23 protein-coding genes and 1 pseudogene are annotated in these 23036 nt (G+C 39.6%); 12 read left to right on the top strand and 12 right to left on the bottom strand.

The genetic code is table 11. From position 1 onward, the window contains the following. Nucleotides 1-125: 125 nt before the first annotated feature. Both HRJ06_RS14905 and HRJ06_RS14900 read left to right on the top strand, forming a co-directional pair. Entirely contained in the window at nucleotides 126-887 is a 762-nt protein-coding gene (locus HRJ06_RS14905) for a C39 family peptidase (RefSeq protein WP_174733745.1), read from the top strand. A gap of 170 nt (nucleotides 888-1057) precedes the next feature. Further along, nucleotides 1058-1933 (top strand): metallophosphoesterase, encoded by an 876-nt coding sequence (locus tag HRJ06_RS14900; RefSeq protein ID WP_174733744.1) that lies wholly within the window; start codon nucleotides 1058-1060, stop codon nucleotides 1931-1933. Nucleotides 1934-1985: 52 nt separating this feature from the next. Here HRJ06_RS14900 and HRJ06_RS14895 read toward each other — a convergent pair whose 3' ends face one another. Beyond that, a complete protein-coding gene (locus tag HRJ06_RS14895; RefSeq protein WP_174733743.1) occupies nucleotides 1986-4070 on the bottom strand; it encodes a sensor domain-containing protein in 2085 nt (694 codons plus the stop codon). A gap of 369 nt (nucleotides 4071-4439) precedes the next feature. Between HRJ06_RS14895 and HRJ06_RS14890 the strand changes: the two genes are divergently transcribed. After that, nucleotides 4440-4937 carry a L,D-transpeptidase family protein gene (locus HRJ06_RS14890; protein WP_174733742.1) on the top strand — a complete coding sequence of 166 codons (498 nt, stop codon included), beginning with the start codon at nucleotides 4440-4442 and terminating at the stop codon, nucleotides 4935-4937. A gap of 91 nt (nucleotides 4938-5028) precedes the next feature. On the opposite strand, the pseudogene HRJ06_RS23315 reads toward HRJ06_RS14890, so the two are convergent. Then, a pseudogene (locus HRJ06_RS23315) lies at nucleotides 5029-5260 on the bottom strand (transposase); the annotation flags it as partial. 284 nt (nucleotides 5261-5544) lie between these two features. Between HRJ06_RS23315 and HRJ06_RS14885 the strand changes: the two are divergent. From HRJ06_RS14885 to HRJ06_RS14870, 4 genes are all read left to right on the top strand, one after another. Continuing rightward, nucleotides 5545-6153, top strand: coding sequence for a PadR family transcriptional regulator (locus tag HRJ06_RS14885; RefSeq protein WP_174733741.1), 609 nt, complete (start codon nucleotides 5545-5547; stop codon nucleotides 6151-6153). Nucleotides 6154-6159: 6 nt separating this feature from the next. Next, complete coding sequence (locus tag HRJ06_RS14880; protein WP_174733740.1) at nucleotides 6160-7419, top strand: MFS transporter; 1260 nt, start codon at nucleotides 6160-6162, stop codon at nucleotides 7417-7419. 81 nt (nucleotides 7420-7500) lie between these two features. Then, nucleotides 7501-7968 carry a YkyB family protein gene (locus tag HRJ06_RS14875; protein WP_174733739.1) on the top strand — a complete coding sequence of 156 codons (468 nt, stop codon included), beginning with the start codon at nucleotides 7501-7503 and terminating at the stop codon, nucleotides 7966-7968. 145 nt (nucleotides 7969-8113) lie between these two features. Then, nucleotides 8114-9271 (top strand): aminotransferase A, encoded by a 1158-nt coding sequence (locus HRJ06_RS14870; RefSeq protein WP_174733738.1) that lies wholly within the window; start codon nucleotides 8114-8116, stop codon nucleotides 9269-9271. Between the two features lie 93 nt (nucleotides 9272-9364). Here HRJ06_RS14870 and HRJ06_RS14865 read toward each other — a convergent pair whose 3' ends face one another. Together HRJ06_RS14865 and HRJ06_RS14860 are read right to left on the bottom strand one after the other, a co-directional pair. Then, a complete protein-coding gene (locus tag HRJ06_RS14865) occupies nucleotides 9365-10246 on the bottom strand; it encodes an NAD(P)-dependent oxidoreductase (protein ID WP_174733737.1) in 882 nt (293 codons plus the stop codon). Between the two features lie 102 nt (nucleotides 10247-10348). Next, the gene (locus tag HRJ06_RS14860) at nucleotides 10349-11134 is read right to left on the bottom strand and encodes an SDR family oxidoreductase (protein WP_174733736.1); all 786 of its coding nucleotides are present in this window, start codon (nucleotides 11132-11134) and stop codon (nucleotides 10349-10351) included. A gap of 161 nt (nucleotides 11135-11295) precedes the next feature. Here HRJ06_RS14860 and HRJ06_RS14855 point away from each other — a divergent pair, with 161 nt between their 5' ends. Beyond that, nucleotides 11296-11982, top strand: coding sequence for a GNAT family N-acetyltransferase (locus HRJ06_RS14855; RefSeq protein WP_174733735.1), 687 nt, complete (start codon nucleotides 11296-11298; stop codon nucleotides 11980-11982). 171 nt (nucleotides 11983-12153) lie between these two features. Here HRJ06_RS14855 and ptsP read toward each other — a convergent pair whose 3' ends face one another. From ptsP to HRJ06_RS14830, 5 genes are all read right to left on the bottom strand, one after another. Further along, a complete protein-coding gene (ptsP, locus tag HRJ06_RS14850) occupies nucleotides 12154-13869 on the bottom strand; it encodes a phosphoenolpyruvate--protein phosphotransferase (protein ID WP_174733734.1) in 1716 nt (571 codons plus the stop codon). Beyond that, complete coding sequence (locus HRJ06_RS14845) at nucleotides 13869-14135, bottom strand: phosphocarrier protein HPr (RefSeq protein WP_174733733.1); 267 nt, start codon at nucleotides 14133-14135, stop codon at nucleotides 13869-13871. The genes ptsP and HRJ06_RS14845 overlap by 1 nt, the downstream gene beginning before the upstream one ends. A 308-nt stretch (nucleotides 14136-14443) precedes the next feature. After that, nucleotides 14444-14692: a hypothetical protein gene (locus HRJ06_RS14840; RefSeq protein ID WP_174733732.1), complete on the bottom strand. Its 249-nt coding sequence runs from the start codon at nucleotides 14690-14692 to the stop codon at nucleotides 14444-14446. Nucleotides 14693-14763: 71 nt separating this feature from the next. Then, on the bottom strand, nucleotides 14764-15555 hold the full coding sequence (locus HRJ06_RS14835) for an ABC transporter permease (RefSeq protein WP_174733731.1): 792 nt from the start codon (nucleotides 15553-15555) through the stop codon (nucleotides 14764-14766). Nucleotides 15556-15589: 34 nt separating this feature from the next. Further along, complete coding sequence (locus HRJ06_RS14830; protein ID WP_174733730.1) at nucleotides 15590-16201, bottom strand: ABC transporter ATP-binding protein; 612 nt, start codon at nucleotides 16199-16201, stop codon at nucleotides 15590-15592. 157 nt (nucleotides 16202-16358) lie between these two features. Between HRJ06_RS14830 and HRJ06_RS14825 the strand changes: the two genes are divergently transcribed. Continuing rightward, on the top strand, nucleotides 16359-16739 hold the full coding sequence (locus HRJ06_RS14825) for a putative periplasmic lipoprotein (RefSeq protein WP_174733729.1): 381 nt from the start codon (nucleotides 16359-16361) through the stop codon (nucleotides 16737-16739). A 169-nt stretch (nucleotides 16740-16908) separates the two neighbouring features. Here HRJ06_RS14825 and HRJ06_RS14820 read toward each other — a convergent pair whose 3' ends face one another. Then, nucleotides 16909-17655 carry an SDR family NAD(P)-dependent oxidoreductase gene (locus HRJ06_RS14820; protein WP_174733728.1) on the bottom strand — a complete coding sequence of 249 codons (747 nt, stop codon included), beginning with the start codon at nucleotides 17653-17655 and terminating at the stop codon, nucleotides 16909-16911. 170 nt (nucleotides 17656-17825) lie between these two features. Then, on the bottom strand, nucleotides 17826-18020 hold the full coding sequence (locus HRJ06_RS14815; RefSeq protein WP_174733727.1) for a hypothetical protein: 195 nt from the start codon (nucleotides 18018-18020) through the stop codon (nucleotides 17826-17828). A 279-nt stretch (nucleotides 18021-18299) separates the two neighbouring features. On the opposite strand from HRJ06_RS14815, the gene HRJ06_RS14810 reads away from it, so the two are divergent. Together HRJ06_RS14810 and HRJ06_RS14805 are read left to right on the top strand one after the other, a co-directional pair. Beyond that, on the top strand, nucleotides 18300-18488 hold the full coding sequence (locus HRJ06_RS14810; protein WP_174733924.1) for a YkvS family protein: 189 nt from the start codon (nucleotides 18300-18302) through the stop codon (nucleotides 18486-18488). A 385-nt stretch (nucleotides 18489-18873) separates the two neighbouring features. Beyond that, on the top strand, nucleotides 18874-19485 hold the full coding sequence (locus HRJ06_RS14805; protein WP_174733726.1) for a CPBP family intramembrane glutamic endopeptidase: 612 nt from the start codon (nucleotides 18874-18876) through the stop codon (nucleotides 19483-19485). Between the two features lie 75 nt (nucleotides 19486-19560). Here the strand turns inward: HRJ06_RS14805 and HRJ06_RS14800 are convergent, their stop codons facing one another. Next, nucleotides 19561-20610, bottom strand: coding sequence for a hypothetical protein (locus tag HRJ06_RS14800; protein WP_174733725.1), 1050 nt, complete (start codon nucleotides 20608-20610; stop codon nucleotides 19561-19563). Between the two features lie 179 nt (nucleotides 20611-20789). Here HRJ06_RS14800 and HRJ06_RS14795 point away from each other — a divergent pair, with 179 nt between their 5' ends. Beyond that, entirely contained in the window at nucleotides 20790-22961 is a 2172-nt protein-coding gene (locus HRJ06_RS14795) for an ATP-dependent Clp protease ATP-binding subunit (RefSeq protein ID WP_174733724.1), read from the top strand. The last annotated feature ends 75 nt before the right edge of the window (nucleotides 22962-23036 follow it).

The following is a 23036-nucleotide window of genomic DNA, read 5'->3' as shown; positions in this document are numbered from 1 at the left end:
CCGTAGTATTTTACGCTTTAAGTTCTCTCCTTCATATTCATTTCTTAGTTGCCAGTTTCCTCATAACATAAGTTTGCTCCGAAGCACAATAATATGGATAGAGCCCTGATGAAGGGATGTTTTTAATGAACAAATGGTACCTCATCAGCGCCCTGATTCCTTTGCTAGGATGCGGACATAACCTGTCTGAAGAGCAGGAAGCAACAGTATTAACTGAGAGTAAAAAAGAATTGGTGGTTAGTGAAAAACAATTCCTTAATCCTCTAACCTTTGAGTCGGCCGAGAAAAACCAGAGTGTTTTGCTCAGCGTTCCGCTAATTAAACAAAATCCTGAGTTGAAATACGGTTGTGAGGTAACAAGTTTAAGCATGGTTCTTCACTATGCCGGTGTTAATGTCAGTAAGATGGAGCTATATCAAAAAATTGCAAAAGACCCCGATCCGATTGTCAAATCCCCAAGCGGGGACATTTTGAAATGGGGAGATCCTGCAGTAGGATTTGTAGGAGATATGAAAGGCAATAAGCCAGGATACGCAGTCTTCGATAAACCCATGGAAAAATTGGTTAATGAGTACTTGCCAAGAAGGGCTGTTAATTTGACTGGCCAGCCATTCAAAGACGTTCTTAAACACGTTGGCAGAGGCTTTCCTGTAGTTGTTTGGACTACTGGTGACTATAGACTGCCTGACCGCTGGGAAGCTTGGGAGCACGGCAAACAGCTTATAAAGACTCCTTTAGATTTGCATGCTGTCGTGCTTGTTGGATTCGATGCTGAATTTGTTTACCTAAATGATCCTTTATCTGGCAAGCAAAAAGTCAAGGTTGAAAGAGAGCAATTTATTTCTTCCTGGAAAGCATTAAGTTCCAGAGCAATCAGTTACAAATAACCCAAGTAGTTTACCAAAGCTGAGGAAAGCCTTCCTCAGCTTTTTAGTCTGCCATTAACCATACTGGATTTCTTTGTGTATTATTTACTGGAAATAGTTTTTCTTCATTTTTATTTTATTGTCTGATAGTATATAAAATGTGAAATTTAAAGTTAGGCTGGTCGATGATTATGTCCGAAGAAATGACGAGGAGATCGTTTTTAAAAAGAATATTTGGCGGACTAATCGGTGCAGGGGCTGCTGCGTCGGGTGGATACTTTTATGCTCGGAATATTGAACCTCACATGCTGGATATAACTCAACATGAAATCCGGCATATCCGAATCCCATCTAGTTTTGATGGTGTTAAAATCATTCAGTTTAGTGATACCCATCTTGGCTTCCAATACGATTTGAATGAACTGTCGGAATTAGTGGGCCGTATTAATAAATTGAATCCTGATATTATTTTTTTTACAGGTGACCTAATGGACAAACCTAATGAATACCAAAATATCGATGGTGCAGTTAAAGAACTGAGCCGTTTACAAGCTCCTTTAGGAAGGTTTTCGATTTACGGAAATCATGATCATGGCGGGTATGGTTCAGATATATATCGCGATATGATGGAGCGTTCTGGCTTCACCTTGCTGATGAATAATGGGGAACCAATCACGCTTTTGGACGGGAGTAAGATCTGGGTGATCGGAGTAGATGATGCCATGCTGGGGACACCTGACATTCAGGAAGCAAAAGCAATGGTACCTGACAATTCATACACGATTTTATTAGCCCATGCTCCTGATATAGCTGATGCTGCTTCAGGATTTGATGTGCAATTGCAACTCAGCGGACACAGCCATGGAGGCCAAATTCAGCTTCCTTTCATTGGACCGCTCGTTAAACCTCCATACGCAGAAAAATATTATGAAGGTTTTTATACGTTAGGCACTGAATCACCTTTAACGGCTTATGTTAACAGAGGTTTGGGTACAACTCGTTTACCCTTTCGGTTTCTTTCACGGCCTGAACTAACCGTCTTTACGTTAAGGTCTGAAGAACAATAGAGGAAAGATAAATTAACTACACAAAGTAAAAAGGCAGCCGGCTGGCTGCCTTTTATTGTCTTCGAATAAATACTTTCTCTGCTTCCTTTGCTGGTAATGGGCGAGCAAAATAAAATCCCTGTGCTTTCCCGCAGCTTGCCTTCAACAAAAATGCCGCCTGGTCCTTGTTCTCTACCCCCTCAGCTACAACCTCTAAACCGAGACTATTTCCCAGGTGAATAATCGTTGTAATAATAGCTGAATCCTTTTCGTTGATAAGTACATCCTGTACAAAGGCCCGATCAATTTTTAATACATCAATCGGAAACTGTTTTATATAGTGAAGAGACGAATAACCCGTTCCAAAATCATCTACTGAAATGGTTACTCCTAATTCCTTTAATTTCTTGAGGATCGGAATAGTTTCCTTGGTATCTTGCATTGCCCCCTCTCTTATCTCAATTTCCAGTGTTCCCCACGGCACACCGTATTTCTCAAGGGTTTCTCCTATAAATCCGACTAGACTCTGTGGAAATTGCTGAGGAGAAATATTGACAGCAACGCGGATTGACTGTTCAGACATCTCGTTCCAAGCTTTTATTTGCCGGCAGGCCTGATCAATCACCCATTTTCCGATTGGGGTAATCAAGCCTGTATCTTCGGCTAAAGGAATAAAGTCAGCCGGGTTAATCAGTCCCAGCTCTGGGCTGTCCCATCGAAGTAATGCTTCAAAACTATTTATTTTATTTGTAAATAATTGAACCTGAGGCTGATAAAACAGCTTTAATTCATTCCTCTCAATGGCTTTTCGCAACTGGGTTTCAAGAGATATAACATTGATAAAAGACGGGTTCATATCAGAGCGATAAAACTGAAAATGAGCTTTTCCTTTTTCTTTAACCCGAAACAAGGCTTCATCCGAATTTCTTAGCAGTGTATCTGGATCCTTTCCATCATTAGGGAAAATACTGATTCCGATACTAGGAGAAATATAGTATTCCTGGGCATATAAATAAAAGGATTCAGCAAACGATGATAATATTTTTTGAGCGAATGCACCTGCAAACTTTCGTCCTGAACGTTTAAGTAAAATTATAAACTCATCCCCGCCCTGGCGGTAGACCCGGCAATCTGAACATTGATTTTCAATTAACCTTTCGGCTACTTTCTTTAAGATTCGATCGCCAACCAAGTGCCCAAATGTATCATTTAGGTATTTAAATCTATCAAGGTCGATCGACAATAGTGCGAATTCCCTGCCCGTTTTAGCTCCCGCTATTAATTCATCTAGATCATCAAGCAATGCCCTTCTGTTCAACAAGCCTGTAAGCTGATCATGAAACGCCATATATTTAATTGTTTCAGCACTCTTGGCGTGTTCAGACATATCTCTAATGATGACATAAATTCCCTTTATTTCAGCGTGAATAACAATGGGAACTGTTTTTATATGTACGGTTAAATGATGTCCTAAGCGATGTAAAAACCGGCAATCTAAGGATTCTAGAGCAAAACCTGCTTGTGTATGAGCTATCAGCATTTTGAATGTATGCTGATCTTTTTTTGAGACAAAGCTAGAGATTTTTTTTCCCGATAACTGCTTGGCTGTATGTCCTGAAAACCCTACAGCCGCAGGGTTAACTTCAAGTATCATACCTTCCAAGTCAATCGAAAAGACGGCATCTAGGCTATTTTCAACAAGTGAGCGATAGCGCTGCTCACTTTCGATCAGCTGCTTCTTTTCCAATAACTTTTCCGTAACATCTCTCGTTACAGCAACTATATAGTTTATAGAACCTTTGTCATCCTTAACAGGAGTTAAAATTGTCTCAGTATATACTGTCTTTTCTTCACTCAATGTTATTTCATCAAAAAAAGTAACTGTGTCTTTAACTATTAGAACACGTTCATATTCAGCTTGAAGAGGAACAGCTCGATCCTTCGGTAAGACTTCATTGATGGTTTTTTTGAAACAAGCCTTTGTCATTCCCGCATGGGATAAGCCTGTTTCATTTGCAAATTCATATTGGAACCGTGGGCCTTCTTCAACCTTCATTATAAAAACCATATCTTTAACATGGTTAAAGATAATATTTAAAATGGTATTATCAAGAAAGTCGTTATCTATATCAGTAAAAACATGCGTAATATCGGCCATTAGATTCATCCTTAAAACTTGCCCTGCTAAGCGAGAAATACGGACAAGAACTTGTTATTTATAACTCTATATTACATGCAAAATACAACAAATATCGATGAAATTTTTATATCGCTTTTCTTTTCATGACTTTGTACCTAAAAAAAATTATTTGACATCGAGAGTTGTTCTGAGTATCGCTCGTTCACACTCGTTTTCTGGACTAGTGTGGGAGAGTTTTACTTCTATCCGACCAGATTTGACCTCTGCAGCTCTGCCTCCTTGTTAAATATTGAAATTTAACAATACAATTTCAATACACCAAAACCATTATCACAGAACTTTTTCGTGGCATATGCTGATCATAAAAGAAAAGAAAGGCTGATAAGTATGATCCATAGAGTAAAGCCTGGTGAAACTCTTGGAATCATCAGCGTTAACTACCGAAGATCGATAAGAGAAATTTTACAGGCGAACAGCGGAGTTACAAATCCTAATCTGCTATATCCTGGACAGCCGATAAATATCCCTGGGCTTCCTGACCCCAATTCAATCCCTTATACAGTTCGGGTTAGTCTTAACAGTAAACGGCTCACCCTCCTTAGAAATGGTCAAACGGCAAAAAGCTATCCAGTTGCCATTGGAAAAATGCTCAGTCAAACTCCTGTTGGAGAGTTCGTTATTGTTAACCGAGAACCTAATCCTGGCGGGCCCTTCGGAGTAATGTGGCTTTCCCTTTCAAAGGCGGGTTACGGAATTCATGGGACTAACGATCCCTCGTCTATTGGTAAGTCTGTTTCTAAGGGGTGCATCCGGATGTTTAACAAAGATGTCCTTGAACTGGCTGGATTGATTCCTAACGGTACTAAGGTCTTCATTCAACCTTAATGCAGATTGTCGACAAAAGGCAGCGAGAAGCTTTTCCTCGCTGCCTTTGATGTTGGAAAGGTGGAAAATGCTGATTTCCTCTCTTTTATGGTTGACCCATTGAGTGAATGCCTACTATGTATTGGATGATTACATTCCTAAATAAAACGTCTGGATCAATAACTGGACAAGCTACCTCAGAATAAAGATTTGTAAACACAATAGATGAATGAACAATCCATGGCTGACTCAAGCTTACGTACTAAGTGGTCGTGTACAACTAATTGATCTATAGCCATCATTTCTAAATGATCACGCTTATTAAATTGATTCTTGGTCATCATAGTTGGCCACTTTTAGGTCATTATTTATTGATTAAGCGTAATAAAGGTGTTTGGAACCGAGGGTGGAAACTCAGCGTGAGAAGCGTAACAATCACTGGTTATTCGATCTTAATTTTAAAATAAAAAACAGTAGACAAAATTAAAATTCTTCGAGTTTACGAACATCTGAAGCGTTTAAACCCTTTTTAAAATGAAAAAATAAAACTGTTTATTAAAAAATGTTGAAATATTCCATTTTTAAATGTATCATATTGATATATCAAGTTGATATATGGAGGGTTTTTATGTCAATAGAACATTCTATTCTAGCGGTTATAAGTTTTCGGCCAAGTTCTGGGTACGATATAAAGTCTGAGTTTGAACATAAGGCTGCGGGGCTGTTCTGGGGGATGAGCTATGGTAGTCTTTATCCTAAACTGAAAAAGCTTGAAGCTGATGGTTTTATTGTGACTATAGAAGCAGACACCGATGGAAGAAAGAAAAAGCTATATGAGTTAACAAAAAAGGGTTGGGGCGAATTGGACAAATGGCTTGGAATGACTCCTTCCCCCCCGATAATCAAAGATGAATTATTTATGAAGCTGGCATCCTGGCACAGTGAAATGGATCTAGATCTGCTCGCATTACACCTAGAATCCAGAAAAAACGAATCTGGAGATTTATTGAAATATATAAAAGAATGGCGTCATAATCAGAAATCTTATATTAACAGTGTAGGAATGCTCGGGATCCGCTACGCAGAATTAAAGCTGGAGGCAGAGTTAAAGTGGATTGATGAGTCCCTGGAAGCGATCAACAACCAAGATATGCCTGACGGCCAGGATCCTTTTGGGTTAGAGGAAGAACTGTTAAAACGCAGGGAAAGGGCTTTTAAAACTCTGGATAAGGAGTAACTAAACATGAAAACAGGTATGTTTAAACCACTTCAAAATAAATCCTACCGCTCATTATTTAGTGCACAAGTATTCTCTGATCTTGGTAACTGGCTAGACTTTGTCACGATACAAGTAATAGTTGCCTATCAATGGGGGCTTGGGGAAACAGCTGTAGCAGCAGTTATAATTGCTCTTGCCCTTCCTTGGGTTATAGTTGGCCCGCTTGCAAGTGTGTTCGTCGACAGACTCCCCAAAAAACAAACCATGATTGCTTGTTTAGTTTTGCGTATCGTCTTTGTTGCTGGAATATTTGCTGCACCAAACCTTTATATCTTGCTTTTATTTGTGTTTTTAAAAGCAACAGTTGCTGCATTGTACGATCCAGCTAGACAAAGTTCAATAAGATTGACAGTTCCAGAGGATCAGCTCCCTGAAGCGGTTACGCTAAGCCAGCTTTCAGTTAATCTAACGAAAATTATAGGTCCCGCCCTTGGAGGTGGCTTAATTGCCGGATTCGGAGTAAGAAGTCCGCTAATTTTTGAAGCGGCCGGTTTTTTGCTGGCTGTCCTTATCCTTTTGACTCTTCCTAAGCTCGAAGAAACAATAACTGCTGAGAAGACAATGAAACACACTTCTTATTGGGGTGACTTACGGGAGGGGTTTCAGCATATTCTTTCTGTAAAATTATTAAAGGTTGCCATTTTACTTTCCTCTGCCGCCTTTTTTATTATTTTCCTTTACGATGGTCTACTCGTATTTATTGCTCAGGAGCTGGGTTTTGGAAAAGAAGATTTCGGTTTGCTGATTAGCTCCGTAGGTTTTGGAAGTGTTGCTGGCGCTTTATTGCTAGGCAAATGGACAGAGTGGAAAAGTAAGCCTGTTCATCTTATGTCTGCCGCCTCGGTTTTTGGCGGCATGTTGATTCTATCTCTCGGCCTCGGCTGTTTAGGCATCTTTAATCTTCCTCGGTCCGGTTGGCTCGCTGGAGGCTTTATTATTGGTATTCTTGGCTCAGCACAAAGCATACCCTATGGATATGTATTACAAGCACAAACTCCAAAGCATATGATGGCGCGCGTCTCCTCTACGGCTATGGCTTTGCAGACGTTTTCCATGCTCATAGCACCTGCTGCAGGAGCATTGCTGGCAAAATGGATGGGAATCTCAATAGTAATGATGGGCGCCGGCATTGCGACAACTCTTCTGGGATTGTATATGATAATCTTTATCGTAAAAGCCCTGTCTTCGACCTCTAAACTCGAAAGGAATTCAGTCCAGATGTAATAATTCCTATGTTTTATTTTCATCCTTCTTTAAAAGGGGTATAATAACTTTGTATCCCTTATAAAGAAAGGAGCTTTAATTTTGAATAGTGACAACAATACGGCCGATCAGCCCCAGCTAACGATAGAAAACCTCGCTCAGGCTATCTTCATTGTTAACCGCCATGCAAAAACTGCACCAAATCCCAAATACTTGTATAGGCTTAAGCAAGAAGCTCTAACTAAATTGCTTAAAGAGGGCAAAGCAAAAAAAATAGGGATGCACTTTTCTCAAAATCCAAAACGCAGCCAGCAACAATCGGATGTCCTGGTGGTTTGCGGAAACTACTCCTTCCATATACCTCCTACAAAGAAAGATTTTGAGTCACTCCCCCATTTAGGAAAGCTCGACAGTTCAGTCCGTAACCCTAAATCCAGGTTATCACTAGGACAGGCAAAAAAAGTTTTGATTGCCTACACAGGAATTAAGGAGGACGATGGCACTCCAAGGAATAGTTCGCGTACCTATCAGAAGCCAGTATTCAAAAAACTGGGTGAAAGTTTTTTCTAAAAAACAGCTATACTGCTTAAAATAAAAGGCCCAATTGCGGGCTTTTTTATTTTGAAATTCACAAAGAAAAGCCTGTAGAAAGACGCTATTTGAATTCACTGCGGTCATGTTAAAATAGATTTAAGGTACAGGAAGGATGAATGATGTGGAACATTTAATTAACCAAAATGTCCGGAGTATTGAGATTTCCGGAATCAGAAAATTTTTTAATATGGTAGAAGGCACAAAGAATATGGTATCTCTAACGATTGGACAGCCAGATTTCACCACCCCTCAACATGTTAAGGATGCTGCCAAACTAGCTATCGATAACAATCTCACTACATACACAAGTAATGCTGGAACATTAGAGCTGCGCAAAGCAGCAGCAAGATTTTACCAAGAGAAATATAGCCTGTCTTACGATCCGGGTACTGAAATTATTATCACAACTGGAGCTAGCCAGGCAATTGACATTGCCTTTCGGACGATTCTTGAACCTGGGTGTGAGGTCATTCTGCCAGGGCCGGTCTACCCAGGGTACGAGCCATTAATTTCTTTATGTGGAGCTGTCCCTGTTCATGCTGATATAACAGAAAATCAATTCAAGTTTACAGCCGAACTGATTGAGCCTTTATTAACTGAGAAAACTCGCTGTATTGTCCTGCCTTATCCATCTAATCCCACTGGGGTTAGCCTTGATAAACACGAGCTAGAAAAGATTGCAAAGCTAGCTGAAACAAAAGAAATATTTATCCTGGCAGACGAAATTTACAGTGAACTAGTTTATGAAAAACCACATGTATCAATCGGAGCCTATTTAAGAGAGAAAACGATTATTATAAACGGCCTTTCAAAATCTCACTCAATGACTGGGTGGCGTATTGGTATGCTGTTTGCTCCAGAATATCTAGTTAAGCATATTCTCAAAGTGCATCAGTATAATGTCAGCTGCGCCTCATCTATTTCACAAATGGCTGCACTAGAAGCTTTAACTGCAGGAGTGAATGATGCCGAACCAATGAGAGCTGAATACCATAAAAGAAGAGATTATGTTTATGACCGGCTGAAAAAGATGGGCTTAGAAGTGGTTATGCCAGACGGAGCATTTTATTTCTTTATTAAAATTCCCGCTCATAATGTATCTTCCGTTGACTTTTCCTTGGCACTTGTCGATAAAGCTAAATTGGCTGTCGTTCCAGGCAGTGCCTTTTCTCAGCTGGGAGAAGGATATATTCGTCTTTCTTACGCATATAGTATGGAAACCCTTGAAGAAGGACTTAACAGACTCGAAAAATTCCTGATAGATGAAGTCGTTCTGTAACTAGGTCAAGATGCTAGAACGGTATACAATTAAAAGTTCTCTTATAAACAGTAAAGCAGCCTTATCCCTTGGGACGGCTGCTTTATTGTTTGTCTACTTTACTTTCCAATACTTATAGAGGGCTTGTGTACCGCTGTTTTGTTCCTGGTTATCTGCTAGCTTTGAATATAGCTCCCTCGCAAGTGATAATCCTGGCGTTTCCATATCCAATCTTTCGGCCTCTTTTAAGGCGATATCTATATCTTTAATAAAATGTTTTATGTAAAATCCAGGTTTAAAGTCTCCCGAAATCATTCTAGGAGCAAGATTTGACAAGGACCAGCTTCCGGCCGCTCCGGATGAGATGCTTTTTAAAACATCCTCGGGATTTAACCCCGCCTTTTCTGCATATATAATAGCTTCACATACACCAATCATATTAGAAGCTATGGCTATTTGATTGCACATTTTTGTATGCTGCCCTGAGCCTGCTTTCCCCTGGTAAACAATATTTGTACCGAGTTTATCTAACAGAGGTTTAACTTCCTGATAAGATTCATAATCTCCTCCTGCCATAATAGCCAGCCGAGCCTCTTTTGCCCCAATATCACCGCCGGAGACCGGGGCATCGATGGCATGTATTCCTTTATCCTTGGCTGCAGCATAGATTTTTTCAGCAAGAGCTGGTTCTGAGGTAGTCATGTCAATCAGGAAAGAACCAGACCTCACATTTGCAATAAGCCCATTATCTCCAAGGTAGACTTCCTCAACATCTGAAGGATAACCAACCATAGTTAAAATTACATTAGCCCTCTGTGCCAAAATTTTAGGTGAGTCAGCCCACTCAGCACCCATGCTAATAAGCTCCTCAGCCTTTTCTTTTGTTCTTGTGTAGATAATAACAGAATATCCAGCATTCACTAGATGGCTGGCCATGCTTTTGCCCATGACTCCTGTCCCGATAAAACCAATAACCGTATTATCCCTACTTAGCATTTCATCAACTCCTTAAAAGTATCTATAGAGAATAAAAGGAACCCTGGACTGTTATAGCCCAGGTTTACCCTTCTAACTGTCTGCAGCCTATCAACCTTGAAATTAAATAGACTTTACCATTCCGCCGTCTACTACAAACGAGCTGCCAGTCATATATGTATTGGCATCGGAAACCAGGAAAGCAACAACTTTTGCAAACTCTTCTGGATCACCATAGCGTTTTAATGGAATGGTTTCTTTCACCCTGTTCTCCATCTCTTCTCTTGAAATCCCTTGCTTTCCAGCGTTAACTTCATCAAGATGCTTTACCCTGTCGGTAGCTATTCTGCCTGGAGCAACTGTGTTAACTAAAATTTGATCGGAAGCAAACTCTTGAGCCAACGTTTTTGTCAGTCCGACAATTCCTGTTCTGAATGTATTGGATAAAATTAATCCTGGGATGGGTTCTTTTATAGAGGAAGAAGCAATATTAATAATTTTTCCTCCCTTTTCTTTTAAATAAGGAAGAGCTGCCCTGATAAGGCGTATATATGACAGTAGATTAAGTTCAAAAGCTGACTGCCATTCCTCATCGGTTATCGTTTCAAAAGAACCTGCAGGAGGACCACCAGCGTTATTGACTAAAATATCAATTCTGCCGAACCGATTGACTGCTGTTTCCACAAGGCTACTAATATCTTCAAGTTTGGTTATATCTGCTTTTTGATAAGCAAGATGGCCTTCACCCAATACCTCAATCTCTTTGTAAAGCTGTTTTAGCTTTTCTTCATCTCTCCCAGAAATTATTACATTTGCGCCTTCCTTTAAAAGCTCTTCTGCAATTGCTCGGCCTAAGCCCTGGCTTGAAGCTGCGATAATCGCCGTTTTTCCTTTTAAATTAAAATCCATCTATTCGCTCCCCCTTCTTAACTTTCATATGTATTATACAAAATTTTCGCATACTTCGCCGCACACCAAGCTTTTTAATTAAATTGACAAGTACTAGCATTATTGACCTATCTTTATTAACCTTTTACAATCAATGGAAAGGCGAGGAAAGGAGTATACTAATGTTTAATAAAGAGTTTTATGTTTTTGCTGAAAACAAACCATTAAAATGCTTAATAAGAAACTATACAAAAGAGGATTTTGATGATCTAATTTCCATTCAGAAAGAGGCTTTCCCTCCGCCATTTCCCTCAGACCTATGGTGGAAACCGGAACAGTTAACAAACCATGTCACGCTATTTCAAGAAGGAGCACTTTGTGTAGAGGTTGATGGTATACTTTGTGGTTCGATCACTGGGCTTATTATTAACTTTAACCCGGATGAGCCAGATCACTCTTGGTCAGAAGCAACAGATAATGGCTATATTCGCAATCACAATCCAAAGGGCAATACATTATATATTGTTGATATATGTATAAGCCCAAGATATCGTAAGCTCGGACTTGGAAAGTGGTTAATGCAGTCAATGTACGAAACAGTCACTCATCTCAATCTTGATAGGCTGCTGGGTGGAGGCAGACTGCCCGGGTATCACCTGCATAGCAAAAAGATCAACATTAGCGAGTATGTGGATAAACTATTAACAGGCGAACTTAAGGACCCAGTCATCACATTTTTACTACGCTGTGGCAGGACACCTGTTGTTCCTGTTTCAAACTATTTAGAAGATGAAGAATCTCATAACTATGGTCTTTTAATGGAATGGAAAAACCCGTTTAAAAACCGTTTTGAAAAAATGGGGACATAGGAAGAGACCCGCTTGCTATGAAGGGTGCATGACAAAAAGAAGCCGGCTGAATGAACAGCCGGCTAAAATGGGGGAAAATGAGAATGATTAGCTAACCTTAGCTATACTAAAGTGCTACTCGTCTTATACCCCATATCAAAAAATAATAAACAAATTTTCATTACGTTATTATTACAGTTTGATTGCAGAGTTTACAGCTTCAATTACTTCTTCAGTTGTACTCAAGCTGAGTACACTTTCAGCCAGTTGCCCCATCTCTGCTTTGTTTAGATGCCGAATTAGGGATCGAGCCTTTAGAATAGATGTAGCGCTCATTGAAAACTCATCAAGACCTAAGCCTAGCAAAATGGGGATCGCTGTTTCATCTCCAGCCATTTCACCACACATACCTGCCCATTTGCCTTCTTTGTGGGCGGCTTCAATGACCATCTTAACTAAACGTAAAATAGCCGGGCTATATGGCTGGTAAAGATAGGAGACTCTTTCGTTCATCCTGTCCGCAGCCATAGTGTATTGAATTAAATCGTTTGTACCGATGCTGAAGAAGTCGACCTCTTTTGCAAACTGCTCCGCCATTACTGCAGTCGAAGGAATCTCAACCATAATGCCAAGTTCGATATCTTTCGATACAGCGATACCTTCATTTATTAATAATTGTTTTTCTTCTTCAAGAATTGCTTTAGCCTCTCTGAATTCAACTAATGTTGCAATCATTGGAAACATTATCTTTAAGTTACCATGTATGCTTGCTCTTAGCAAAGCACGCAATTGAGTCCTAAAGATGTCCTGCTCTTCAAGACAAAGGCGGATAGCGCGAAACCCTAGGAAAGGGTTCATTTCTTTGGGAAGATTTAGATAAGGCAGTTCCTTATCCCCGCCAATATCCAGTGTTCTTACGACAACTGGCTTTCCTTCCATTCCTTCAAGGATAGCTTTATATGCAGTGAACTGCTCTTCTTCAGTCGGGAGCTGGTCCCTGTCCATATAAAGAAATTCTGTACGATATAAACCAATACCTTCGCCGCCATTCTCTTTAACACCTTTTAAATCTTTAGGTGTCCCGATGTTGGCTGCAAGTTCCACATGATGGCCATCAGCTGAAACAGTTGGTTCATTTACAAGCTTTGCCCACTCTGCTTTTTGAGCCTCAAAGTCAGATGAAATCTTCTGATACTTTTCAACAAGCTCGGCAGAAGGATTAATATGAACTTCTCCAGTCAATCCATCTACAATAACCAGATCACCATTTGAAATCTCGCTTGTCGCTGCCTTTGTCCCAACAACTGCTGGAATTTCCATCGACCGAGCCATAATCGCAGAATGAGATGTACGGCCTCCGATATCTGTGGTAAACCCTTTAACATATGTCCGGTTTAATTGAGCGGTATCAGAAGGTGTTAGATCTTCGGCCACAACAATTACTTCCTCAGTTACCATGCTAGGATTGGGAATTTGAACTCCCAATAAGTGGGAAATAACACGTTTAGTGACATCTCTAATATCCGCTGCACGCTCCTGCATATACTCATTATCCATTTGTTCAAACATGCTGACAAACATATCAGAAGTTTCTTTCAATGCGTATTCTGCATTCACTTTTTCAGTTTTAACTTTATCTTCAATGGGTGCAATCAACTCTGGGTCGCTTAAAACAAGAAGATGTGCTTCAAAGATAGCTGCCTTATCCTGTCCAAGTTCCTTGCCTGCACGATCCCGTATCTTCTCAAGTTCAGCCTTTGCTTTATTAAGAGCATCCTGAAATCTTAATACCTCTGCTGCAGAGTCTTCAATTTCCTTTTTTTCAACAGTAAGATCAGGCTCCACTAACCGATACGCTTTTGCAATAGCAATCCCACTTGATGCAGCTATGCCTATAAGTTTGCTCATTATTCTGCTAAGCCTTCTCTTTTTAATGTTTCTTCAAGAGTATTTAGTGCATCTTTTTCATCGCTGCCCTCAGCACTGATTTTGATCTCAGCACCCTGTCCAACACCAAGAGACATAACACCCATTATTGACTTTAAGTTTACTTTTTTCTCTTTATATTCTAAATGAACATCTGAATTGAACTTACTGGCTGCCTGGACTAACAAAGTAGCCGGACGAGCATGAATTCCTGTTTCAGCTGTTACTTTAAATTGCTTTTCTACCATGTAGATCAAACTCCTTTTTCTATATTAATTTAAGATGGCCCTGCGTGGTGCCTGTCCCACATTTAAACCAAATCAGTGAATGGAACTTTGCCCATAACGAATAAACTTCATTATCTTGTATTTTACCCATTTGGTCTATTAATTCACACCACAATGCTATTTCCAATCATTCCCTGTAGGTATTGTATGTATGGCACCCAGTCAGAAGTGTAACATCCCAAAAAAAAGAATAGCACTTTGGTTCAAAACAAACAACGAAAAATGCTTTGTTTAACCGTTTGTTCACACTTTTTTTATCTAAAGCGTTTTCATTTTCCAGACTTTGTATCTTTCTTATAAGACAGGCAGTTTCCAGCAATCTTAACCTTTGTTTTGGTTCCCTTTAACAAGGTTTCCCGATCTCCATCCCGTTCAGTCGTCAAATCCTGAACAGCTCTTGCCAGGAACTCAATGGACGACCGCATTTTATCTTGGTTAAAACTATTTTGGTCCTTTAGCAGCAAAAGCAGGATTTCCTCAGCCAGCTCGTAGATTTTCCGTTCATCCGTCTTATTCATAGCTATCCCTCCATTAACTTGTGTGCCGAAAGTATATTCAGGTTAATGGGGTTTTAGAATGAATCAAGCACTTAAAAATCCTCTCTTAATTGTGCTTTGGTTGTAAAAAGCGCTCGTACAGCCAGCAGCAAGAATAAAATAACTGCCAGTGAGACACTTCCCAGTATCCCAAGAAGGACTACAATTTGATATTCAATAGCTAAAAGCGGACTCACACCTGAAAGGATTTGACCAGTCATCATACCTGGCAAAAAGACAATTCCCATGCCAAGCATATTGTTTAAAGTAGGTAAAATTGCCGAATCAAAGGCGTTGTCAACATAGGGCTTAATAGCTGATTTAGGGGTTGCCCCAAGCATCAGTGCACCCTCTATCTGGTCACGGTTACTTCTAAGGGAGTCAAGCAAGGTTTTAACAGCAAGTGTTATTCCTGTCATCGAATTCCCAATAATCATCCCGGCAATCGGAATAAAATACCTTGGTTCATACCATGGAGTGAAATGAATTATGACAAAATTAAAATAAAACAAACAAACAAACGATCCAACTGACATAGAAACTATAATTGCTTTCTTAACATGTGAGGACAGTGGCTGGCCAGCTTGACGGAATATGGTATGAATGGAAAACGCAGCCATAATTATAAGAACTACAATTGTTAAAACTGGATGAGAATGAGCAAACAAGAGAGTTAGGACATACCCTGCTAAAATTAATTGAATGGTCATTCTAAAAGTAGCAATTATAATTTGGCGTTCCCTATTGATGCCCCTAGCTTTAACGATAAAAAATAAAATGAGAACAAAGATGTAGGCTGAAATAAGCCGCCATGTTTCAATATTTATTATTCCTTGTTCCTCCATTCATGACTCTCCCTTCTAAGTAGACCTTTTCGGCTTAGGTGTCTAGTGAAATCTCCCTGTCTGCAAAGGTTTCGGCAGCGGCAATTGAATGGGTTATCATCAGGACAGTACTCTTATTTTTTCTGGATTCGTCAATAAACGATCTTAATACTTTGATTTCAGTATTTTCATCCAATCCTGATGTGGGTTCATCCAGCAAATAAACCCTTGCCCTCATAAGCAGAACTCTTGCAAGGGCAATCCGCTGCTTTTCTCCGCCAGATAATTCCTCTGCATTTTCACCTAGATCCTTAGAAAGCTCCATTCTTTCAATAACTTGGTGAAGCTCCTGGGCAGATGCCAATTCCTTTTCTGCAAACTTAAGTCCGGCTTGAAGATTTTCCTCAATCGTTCCGGGGAAAATTAATGGTGCTTGAGCTAACATCACAGCTTCGCGCCTCAGCTTTATTGGATCAATCTCACTCAACGGGCTACCGTAATAAGTTATTTCACCAGAGTCCGGGACATAGATGGAGTTCAAAAGCTTCAATAATGAAGATTTACCTGTGCCGCTTTTACCAGTAATACAAGACACTTTTCCTTCTTCAAGCTGTAAATGATCAATCGTTAAAATATCTTTATACTTTATATTTCTAAGCTCGTACATTTGAATTCCTCCACACTTTACCCAGCTAATTAGGTTTACCCTCATCCTTTACCACACTAAGAATTCCCAACAAACCTTTTTCACAAATTTGATTGATTCACTAATAACCGGGTAATGAAAAGATATAGACTTAAATTGACCGAAAGGAGTAATCTTAATGAAAAAATATCTTTATCTTATATTTGTATCGATCCTACTAGCAGCCTGCGGATCAAATGAAGGTGTTAATACGAACGAAAATGTGGAACCTGATAACGGAGACGCATACCAAGAGTCAGAAGAAGTTGACGTTACGATGGATTGGCTGGCTGATCGAGTTGAGGGAATGAGTTACGACCAATACAACTCAGAAATCAGAGCATGGGAGGAACAGGGCGAGGCTGAAATCCTTGAAACCGTCCCCCTAGAAGATGGTAACAAAGGACAAATCATTCAGGTTAAAGACGGCTTTGTTGCAGTCGCACATGATCAGCAAAGTGTTGTAGATGTTATTCCATCTATCTCAGCAGAAGATGCCAAAGACCAGTTGGAAAGTTAGTAAATAATTATGAAAAAACCTTCCAAATAGTTGGAAGGTTTTCTGCTGTTACTTTTGCTTTTTCGCAAAAAAATTTATGTTAATATTGATGATTGTGTATAAATAGTTAAATTTCCCCACGAATCAATTGGTACAAAATGAGTAATCTTTGAACCTGAGAGAATCTAACTTAAGGTTTATATATCATTTTCTTGGTCATTCCGCCATCTATTACAAAATCTTGCCCCGTAATAAAATCGTTTTCTGGATTAGCTAAAAACAAACAACATCTTGAAATATCCTCCGGCCCTCCTACTCTTCCAGTAAGGTGCTGTTTATGGTCCCCTTCTCTTAGTTCATCATATCCTTCTGTCTGAATCCAGCCGGGACTAATCGAGTTCACCCTAATATGATAAGAGCTTAACGTTCTAGCCAGTGCATGAGTAATAGCAACGATACCGCCTTTGGAAGCTGAGTAAGCCTCAGTATCAGATTCTGACATTGTTGCTCTCGTTGAGGCGATATTGATTATACTGCCCCCCGTCTTTCTCATATACCTTGCTGCTTCCTGAGAACATAAGAACACACTTCGTAAATTAGTATTTATTACTTGGTCCCATTGTTTGATACTCATTTCGAAAAATGGGTGGAAGCTGGATATCCCAGCATTATTAATTAAAATATTAATTTGTTCAAAAGATTTTTCCGTTTTTAAAATCATTTCCTTAATGCTCTGTTCACTTGATACATCTGTTTTAATAAACAATACTTTAAAGCCCTGTTCTGACAGCTCCTGTTCAAGTGCCCTGCCGTTATTTTCATCCACATCAGCAATGACTACCTTAGCTTCTTCCAAGGCAAAGGCTTTAACAATACTCTTTCCTATTCCATTAGCTCCTCCAGTTACAATGACACAATAATTTTCAAATTTTCCCAAATGACTCCCTCCTTTTATGGACTATGTAGGACCCTTTGATTAAAAAAATCTAATCATGTGACCTGTTTAGTTTAATTAAAGTGCGCTGATCACTGATTAATTAGTTACGAAGGGTATTCTCAATAATAAATTCAATGGACGTATTAGACCATATATTAAAAAATTACGTGCTAACTTCTGGCAACTTCCACATACTGATAGATTACTGCTCCACCATGCTGGGCAATTCCCCTAAAGTTTTTAAAATCCTCTCGGTTGACCAGCACTTCTCTAACCGGCAGAAACTCTTCTTTGGATACATATACTTCTTTAAGTTCTCCATTCTTTAAACGTTCAAATAATTTTTCAATCTCTTCCTGTGTCATGTTAGCCTCCAATCTATAGTGTTCACGGTAATTATAATCAATAATATCTCTATCCAAAAGTATTTCACAAATTAAAGGTAAATAACTTATAGAATATTCAAATATTTGACTGACTAGTGTATAATAGAAGAAATATTTAGAATGTCTAATCAATTCAACAACTCTGCAAAAGTGAACAAACTTCGAATCTATTACAAATGCCTTTACGAACAAATCAAAGTAAGGCAAACTGTTAGTAAAATATTATTGAAAATAATGGCAGGTTGGGAGAGAGACTATTTGAAAAAAGCAGATGTAGGAAATGTGATTGAATTTAGAGAGGGTTTACGGGGTGTAGTTGAAAAGGTAAACGAAAACTCAGTTATTGTAGACCTTACTTATATGGATAATTATCGAGACCTAGAGCTTGATCAACGAACTGTCATTAACCACAAAAACTACAAAATAATCAAAGAAACAGTATATTAATAGAAAAGCGGAGCCGACTGTCCAGAAACGAGTAAACTGGCCGACTAAAACGCCGCGTCCTGCGGCAACGTCGGCACTAGGACGTCCTGTCCGTCGGAAGGTCCGACTAAGAAGCGTTCTTTGCTTCTGTCGGAGGACCTGAAGTTTACTGAGTTTCTAGGAGGCGGAGCTGGACAAGAAAAGCGGAGTATACTTCCCACAAACAAAGTTTTAGCGAATGCTTTAGTTGTTAATTTAATGATCTTAGAGGCAGCAGCCAGCAAAAGCTGCTTTTTTGTGTTCTAGAGACTTTCTTTGTGTTTACTGAAAAGAAAACTTTACCTTACTTTTTAGCTTGGAAATTTGGTACAATAAGGGTTGTTTCAAGGAAGGGGTCTAGAGAAAAATGAAAAAATGGATTCCCGATCACCGTTTTATAATCGGATTTTTGATCGCACACTTATTATTATTTTTTTCCTATGAAGATAAAGCTGTCTTTTGGTATATATTTACTGGCACAATGCTCGTTTTAATAAGTTATGCTATTCTTCATGAAGAAATGGATGATAAACTACCCACAGGTACCTATCTCTTTTACGGTACTCTTTCGGGGGCAGCATTATTTGGTGTTTTTTGGGCAGGAAGTTCTGTTATTGACTTGTTGAACCTCCCCATGCAGGATCAGATCGATACGCTGTATCGAGAATATGCCCCTAGTATGCTTTGGCAATATGTAATTTTAATTTTAATTATTGCCCCGGGTGAAGAAATCTTTTGGCGTGGATTTATTCAGAAACGCCTTTTAAAACATACAAATGCCTGGACAAGTATTATTGTTTCAACATTGATGTATACATCCGTACATTTTTATTCTGGACATTTAGCACTTCCTCTTGCTGCGTTAGCCGCTGGTTTGGTATGGAGCTCACTATATGCCTGGAAAAGGAGCATTCCGCTCGTAATTATTTCCCACATAGTGTTTGATTTACTGTTATTCTTGTTCATTCCGCTTAGATAAGTATATGGGGGATCGTGGACCTAACAACAGAACTAAAAGCAGAAAGCCCAGAGTTAAACAGGGCTTTCTGCTTTTTTAGGTTTTTGCACGTCCATGTAAGGGTTTCATCCATAGTAGAATGACAAATGCGAGGCTTATATATCCAAAAAGGGGATATAAATACGATAACAATGTTCCGTAGCCAATAAGACTTATAAAGTAAGTGAATATAAAAATGAACGAAACAATCATGAGGCTGGGGATTTTCAAATACTTATTAAGCTGCCTTTCCAATCCAAAGATATTGCCAATGATAGAAGTAAATATTTCACCATAAATAACTAACACAAAGATCCCATAAATCCCAGTGGAAAAACCCTTCATAATTGTGGCCATCGGTATTTGATAGCTTTCTAGTCCAGGGAGCATAATCAAAGTCATATGACTAGACAGTAAGATGATAGTGAGGGCTACTCCCCCTATAATCCCACCCCATTTTACGGCTGCATCATCCTTAATTTCTGAAGCGACAGGTACAAGCACGGCCTGTGAAAGTGCCAAATTAAATGCGGTGTATGTAAACGGGGCAACAACCGACTTCCATCCATCTTCCGCATATGGAATATATAAAAGTTGATCCATAAAATAAGGAAGCTGTACCGAATAATAGAATAAGATAAGGCTGAACAAAATCATCATCGGGACAACAATGATATTGACCATAAATAATCCTTTTATGCCAATGATCATTACAATTATAGAAAGGCCGATAGTAAAGAGCACACCTGTCGTTTTATCGAGACCAAGCTGTTCCTCAAAGACAGCACCCGCACCGGAAAGCATGACCCCAGATACGCCAAGAAGCATAAACAGCAGTAAAAAGTTAATTACATTTCCAAAGGTTTTACCAAATAAATGTTCATTTAACTCTTGATATGAACGGGCATTTATCGACGCCGCCATTCTCATTAATTTAGATCCCAAGTAAATAAATAGATAGCCAGCTAGCAGAATGCCAATTAGCCCGAAAAAGCCAAATCGCGAAAAAAACTCGACTATTTCCTTTCCTGTAGCAAATCCAGCACCCACGACGGTCCCGACGTACACTGCAGCAATCTGGAAGGCAGCTCTCCAATTTGTTTTCACCTAATCCCTCCTTCATATTTCAATATATGATTCAGTACAGAAAGTAAGACGAGCTTTTTTGAAATCTTATTAGAAGGAATTACCAGGTGTAAATACTTGAAAGTCAAATAAGGTCAAATTATAATAAGGTCAAATATAGTCAAAGTCAAACAGACTTATTATAAAAGGAGTGGTTACTAATGCTTTGTCAACAATGTCAAGATAATCAAGCCAATATCCAGCTTAAACTTTATATTAATGGCAGTGAAAAGCATTTAATGCTCTGCCAGGATTGTTATACGAAAGAACGGAAAAAATTCGGAACTGGGACTGGCCCATCCATGAATGGATTTTCAGGATTTGGCGGTCATTCACTAGATGATCTATTTAAAAACTTTGCAAATCAGCCTGGTAGTGAATCAGACAAGTCCGCACAGGACCCAACTCCAAGCTCTCAACACAGGGGTGGTGGTTTTATAGATCAATTTGGCCGTAACCTTACCCAAATTGCCAAAGCAGGACTTATTGATCCTGTTATCGGACGCGATGACGAGATTACTCGTGTCGTAGAGATTCTAAACCGCAGGAATAAAAATAACCCCGTCCTTATTGGGGAACCGGGAGTCGGGAAAACAGCAATTGCTGAGGGGCTGGCACTAAAAATTGTAAATCGCGAAGTCTCTAACAAGCTGTTAAATAAAGAAGTTATCTTGCTTGATGTTGCATCCCTGGTAGCAAATACCGGGATTCGCGGTCAATTTGAGGAACGTATGAAGCAGCTGATATCTGAACTTCAATCAAGAAAGAATATCATTCTATTTATTGACGAAATTCACCTCCTTGTAGGGGCTGGTTCTGCAGAAGGATCCATGGATGCTGGAAATATTTTAAAACCCGCTTTAGCACGTGGAGAATTACAGCTTATTGGAGCAACTACGCTTAAGGAATATCGTCAGATCGAAAAGGATCAAGCATTGGAAAGGCGCTTCCAGCCCGTTCAAGTTCTTGAACCAACTGTTGAGCAGGCTCTCCAAATCCTTAAAGGACTCAAAGCAAAATATGAGGACTATCATGAAGTAACTTTTACAGACGAGGCTCTTACAGCGTGTGTCCAATTATCGCACCGGTACATCCAGGATCGTTTCTTGCCTGACAAAGCAATTGATTTAATGGATGAAGCAGGATCGAAGTTAAACCTTAGCTCACCTTATACAAACACAGAGACTATAGAAAACCGCTTAAAGGAAGTCGCAAACCAAAAAGAAGACGCTTTGAAAAACGAGAGATATGAAGCGGCTGCAAAGCTTCGGGATGAGGAAGCTGCGCTTGAGAAAGAACTGCTTAATGATACCAGTGCGGAACGTCCAATTATTAAAATCCAAGATATCCAAGGGATTATCGAGAAACAGACGGGGATTCCTATCGGTAAACTTCAGCAAGCGGAGCATACAAAGATGAAGGCTTTATCCACAAACCTTTCCAGTCAGGTGATTGGCCAGGACGAAGCAGTGCAAAAGGTGTCCAAGGCGATTCGCAGAAGTCGGGCAGGATTAAAATCCAAGCATCGTCCAATTGGTTCTTTCTTGTTTGTTGGTCCAACGGGTGTGGGTAAAACAGAATTAACAAAGGTGTTGGCGAAAGAATTATTTGGTTCAAAGAATGCTTTAATCCGTCTTGATATGAGCGAATATATGGAAAAGCACAGTGTTTCCAAGATCATCGGTTCACCTCCGGGATATGTCGGCCATGAGGAGGCAGGACAGCTGACCGAAAAAGTGCGCCGTAATCCTTATAGTATTATTCTATTGGATGAGATTGAAAAAGCACATCCAGATGTTCAGCATATGTTCCTGCAGATTCTCGAGGATGGTCACCTAACTGACAGCCACGGCCGGACAGTTAGTTTTAAGGAAACGGTTATTATAATGACTAGTAATGCAGGTGTAGGTCATAAAACAATTAAAGTTGGCTTTGGAGCTAGTGAGGCTGTAAAAGAGACTGGCATCCTAGATTCCCTGGGCAGTTTTTTCAAACCAGAGTTCCTTAACCGTTTCGATAGCATTATAGAATTTAGTTCTCTTGAACAGACTCACCTACTTCAAATCGTAGATCTAATGCTTTCTGATTTAACAGAAACTCTGCAAGACCAGGATATTACACTTAAAGTGGATAATGAAGTAAAAACCAAGCTTGCAGAGCTAGGTTACCATCCAGCCTTTGGAGCTCGTCCGCTTCGCAGAAGCATTCAGGATCAACTTGAGGATAAAATAACTGACTTCATCCTTGATCAGCCTGAAACAAAAGAACTTTCAGCAGTAATGGAAAATGGGTCAATTGTGATTAAAGCAACTGCCAGCTCATTAACCGTTTAGTAGACCCCTTTAGAGATTACTAGCATATATACAAAAACATCCCGAGGCTTTTCATCAGCTTCGGGATGTTTTGAT

Origin of the sequence: Mesobacillus harenae (assembly GCF_013343715.1) — a bacterium.
Taxonomy (GTDB): Bacteria; Bacillota; Bacilli; order Bacillales; family Cytobacillaceae; genus Mesobacillus_A; species Mesobacillus_A harenae.
This window is presented reverse-complemented; position numbering and strand designations above follow the sequence as displayed.